Here is a 4,683-nt window from a genome sequence, read left to right as displayed (position 1 = left end):
ATGTTGAAAACTCCGGTGGTTTTGGATGGGCATGCGTTGTATTAGCTGGTTGGTGAGGTAACGGCTCACCAAGGCGACGATACATAGGGGGACTGAGAGGTTAACCCCCCACATTGGTACTGAGACACGGACCAAACTCCTACGGGAGGCAGCAGTGAGGAATATTGGTCAATGGACGCAAGTCTGAACCAGCCATGCCGCGTGCAGGAAGACGGCTCTATGAGTTGTAAACTGCTTTTGTACGAGGGTAAACTCGATTACGCGTAATCGACTGAAAGTATCGTATGAATAAGGATCGGCTAACTCCGTGCCAGCAGCCGCGGTAATACGGAGGATCCAAGCGTTATCCGGATTTATTGGGTTTAAAGGGTGCGTAGGCGGTTTGATAAGTTAGAGGTGAAATACCGGGGCTTAACTCCGGAACTGCCTCTAATACTGTTGGGCTAGAGAGTAGTTGCGGTAGGCGGAATGTATGGTGTAGCGGTGAAATGCTTAGAGATCATACAGAACACCGATTGCGAAGGCAGCTTACCAAACTATATCTGACGTTGAGGCACGAAAGCGTGGGGAGCAAACAGGATTAGATACCCTGGTAGTCCACGCAGTAAACGATGATAACTCGCTGTCGGCGATACACGGTCGGTGGCTAAGCGAAAGCGATAAGTTATCCACCTGGGGAGTACGTTCGCAAGAATGAAACTCAAAGGAATTGACGGGGGCCCGCACAAGCGGAGGAACATGTGGTTTAATTCGATGATACGCGAGGAACCTTACCCGGGCTTGAAAGTTATCGACGGACCTGGAAACAGGTCTTCCCTTCGGGGCGAGAAACTAGGTGCTGCATGGTTGTCGTCAGCTCGTGCCGTGAGGTGTCGGGTTAAGTCCCATAACGAGCGCAACCCCTACCGTTAGTTGCCATCAGGTAAAGCTGGGCACTCTGGCGGGACTGCCGGTGTAAGCCGAGAGGAAGGTGGGGATGACGTCAAATCAGCACGGCCCTTACGTCCGGGGCTACACACGTGTTACAATGGCAGGTACAGAGGGCAGCTACCCCGCGAGGGGATGCGAATCTCGAAAGCCTGTCTCAGTTCGGATTGGAGGCTGAAACCCGCCTCCATGAAGTTGGATTCGCTAGTAATCGCGCATCAGCCATGGCGCGGTGAATACGTTCCCGGGCCTTGTACACACCGCCCGTCAAGCCATGGGAGCTGGGGGTGCTTGAAGTTCGTGACCGCAAGGAGCGACCTAGGGCAAAACCGGTGACTGGGGCTAAGTCGTAACAAGGTAGCCGTACCGGAAGGTGCGGCTGGAACACCTCCTTTCTGGAGCCAAGTTTCAAAAAAGTATTGTTTGGCTGCTCGCTTCAAAGAAACGTTACAACGGTACCGTCGAGGACGTAGGTTCAAACCAAGTACCGTTCCAGGCAGACGCAAGTTTGCGACGTTCATTGACATGATTAAGGAGATGAGATAGAGTCTCACACAGCGAAGTGTGAGAGTTGTAAGAAAGTATGAAAGGGCGCATGGGGAATGCCTAGGCTCTTGGAGGCGACGAAAGACGTGGTAAGCTGCGATAAGCTCCGGGGATTTGCAAACAAGACTTGATCCGGAGATTTCTGAATGGGACAACCCGTCAGGTAGAAGACCTGACATCCGGCAACGGAGGCCAACCCTCTGAACTGAAACATCTTAGTAGGAGGAGGAAAAGAAAGAAAGATCGATTTCCTAAGTAGCGGCGAGCGAACGGGAAAGAGCCCAAACCGGTATTGTTACGGCAATGCCGGGGTTGTAGGACTGCAATATTCAAAAGACCATGAACTGGAACGACCTGGAAAGGTTGGCCAAAGAGGGTGAAAGCCCCGTACGGGCAAGTGCGTTTGGCGATAGCAGTATCCTGAGTAGGGCGGGACACGAGGAATCCTGTCTGAATCAGCCGGGACCACCCGGTAAGGCTAAATACTCCCAAGAGACCGATAGTGAACCAGTACCGTGAGGGAAAGGTGAAAAGAACCCCGAACAGGGGAGTGAAATAGAACCTGAAACCATGCGCTTACAACCGGTCGGAGCGGCTACGTGCCGTGACGGCGTGCCTATTGAATAATGAGCCTACGAGTTACTAATCACTGGCGAGGTTAAGTGCAGGGAAGCACGGAGCCGAAGCGAAAGCGAGTCTGAACAGGGCGGCTAGTCAGTGGTTGTAGACGCGAAACCTTGCGATCTACCCTTGAGCAGGATGAAGGTCGGGTAACACCGACTGGAGGTCCGAACGAATAAGCGTTGAAAAGCTTCTCGATGACTTGAGGGTAGGGGTGAAAGGCTAATCAAGCTGGGAAATAGCTCGTACTCCCCGAAATGCCTTTAGGGGCAGCGTTGTAATAGAGAGTCTACTGGAGGTAGAGCTACTGATTGGATGCGGGGGCTTCACCGCCTACCAAATCCTGACAAACTCCGAATGCCAGTAGTATGATTTACAGCAGTGAGCGACTGGGTGCTAATGTCCAGTTACGAGAGTGGAACAACACAGACCAGCAATTAAGGTCCCAAAGAGTATGCTAAGTTGAACTAACGATGTTTTGTTGCAGAGACAGCTAGGATGTTAGCTTGGAAGCAGCTATTCATTCAAAGAGTGCGTAACAGCTCACTAGTCGAGCGACAGAGCGTGGATAATAAACGGGCATCAAGCATATCACCGAAATTCTGGACACGAGAGTGTGGTAGGGGAGCATTCCATTCGCGCAGAAGCCGGGTCGTGAGATTTGGTGGAGCGTATGGAAAAGCAAATGTAGGCATGAGTAACGATAATGCGGGAGAGTAACCCGCACACCGCAAGACCAAGGTTTCCTGATCAACGCTAATCGGATCAGGGTTAGTCGGGTCCTAAGGGTAAGCCGAACGGTGATCTCGATGGACAATCGGTTAATATTCCGATACTGACATATGCCTCGATGGAGAGACGAAGGAACGTAAGTGACGCCATCTGACGGAATAGGTGGTTAAAGGGCGTAGGTATAGGTTCTGATTAAGAGTTGGAGCTTGCTGAGACCCGACAGTACGGAGCGGTTACGGCCAATCTGATAGTTCACCCAAGTATACTTCCGAGAAAATCTTCTAAGTTATAGTGTATGTCACCCGTACCGTAAACCGACACAGGTGGTCGAGGAGAGTATCCTAAGGTGCTCGAGTGAATCACGGTTAAGGAACTAGGCAAATTAACCCCGTAACTTCGGGAAAAGGGGTCCCTATGAGAGTAGGGCGCAGCGAAGAGGTCCAGGCGACTGTTTATCAAAAACACAGGGCTCTGCAAATTCGAAAGAAGAGGTATAGGGCCTGACACCTGCCCGGTGCTGGAAGGTTAAGAGGGGATGTCATCGCAAGAGAAGCATTGAATCGAAGCCCCAGTAAACGGCGGCCGTAACTATAACGGTCCTAAGGTAGCGAAATTCCTTGTCGGGTAAGTTCCGACCTGCACGAATGGTGTAACGATCTGGACACTGTCTCAACCGTGAGCTCGGTGAAATTGTAGTCCCGGTGAAGATGCCGGGTACCCGCGACGGGACGAAAAGACCCCGTGAACCTTTACTATAGCTTAACGCTGAATTTGGGTACACAATGTGTAGGATAGGCCGGAGGCAATGAGACGGGCACGCCAGTGTTCGTGGAGCCGACGTTGAAATACGGCCCTTTGTGTACTTGGATTCTAACCCCTGGAGGGGGACACCGTTTGGTGGGTAGTTTGACTGGGGTGGTCGCCTCCAAAAGCGTAACGGAGGCTTCCCAAGGTGCCCTCAGCACGAATGGTAACCGTGCGCAGAGTGCAATAGCATAAGGGCGCTTGACTGTGAGACCGACAAGTCGATCAGGTACGAAAGTAGGGTATAGTGATCCGGTGGTTCTGTGTGGACTGGCCATCGCTCAAAGGATAAAAGGTACTCCGGGGATAACAGGCTGATCGCCGCCAAGAGCTCATATCGACGCGGCGGTTTGGCACCTCGATGTCGGCTCGTCACATCCTGGGGCTGGAGAAGGTCCCAAGGGTTCGGCTGTTCGCCGATTAAAGTGGCACGCGAGCTGGGTTCAGAACGTCGTGAGACAGTTCGGTCTCTATCTGTCGCGGGCGCAGGAAGATTGAGGGGTCCTGACTTTAGTACGAGAGGACCGAGTTGGACGAACCTCCGGTGTATCGGTTATGCTGCCAAGTGTACCGCCGAGTAGCCGCGTTCGGTTTGGATAAGCGCTGAAAGCATCTAAGCGCGAAGCCATCCCCAAGATAAGTCTTCCCTTGAGGGGCGTAGGAGACGACTACGTTGATAGGCTGCAGGTGTAAAGACAGTAATGTCAAAGCCGAGCAGTACTAATTACCCGAGAGGCTTTCCTACAGCGAATCTTTATCTCATTTCCCTAACGTGTCAAACCATACCGGGTGCGACGGATATGTATCGAAAGATACTCGCACGGTTTGCAGAGGCCGAGGGGTCGGGAGAGACCCGGGGTTGCAAGACGAAGCAGTCCTCCTCTGTGAAAAAGTTCTTTTAGGTGGTTATAGCAGTGAGGTTCCACCTCTTCCCATTCCGAACAGAGAAGTTAAGCTCACTTACGCCGATGGTACTGCGGTTATCCCGTGGGAGAGTAGGTAGCCGCCTCTTCAAGGTCAGATCGTAAGGTCTGACCTTTTTTTGCCCTGCAA

The 4,683-nt window shown here is 52.2% G+C and carries 3 rRNA genes; all 3 read left to right on the top strand.

Annotated features, from left to right (window positions below):
• Nucleotides 1-1,322: ribosomal RNA gene (locus tag B5G09_RS13725) — 16S ribosomal RNA — on the top strand; the annotation flags it as partial.
• 180 nt (nucleotides 1,323-1,502) lie between these two features.
• Nucleotides 1,503-4,375 (top strand): 23S ribosomal RNA (locus tag B5G09_RS13720).
• Between the two features lie 153 nt (nucleotides 4,376-4,528).
• Nucleotides 4,529-4,642 (top strand): 5S ribosomal RNA (gene rrf, locus B5G09_RS13715).
• Nucleotides 4,643-4,683 lie beyond the last annotated feature (41 nt).

The sequence above is a fragment of the Alistipes sp. An54 genome (assembly GCF_002159375.1).
Classification (GTDB): Bacteria; Bacteroidota; Bacteroidia; order Bacteroidales; family Rikenellaceae; genus Alistipes; species Alistipes megaguti.
Note: the sequence above shows the minus strand (reverse complement) of the source record. Positions and strands in the feature narration are given on the sequence as shown.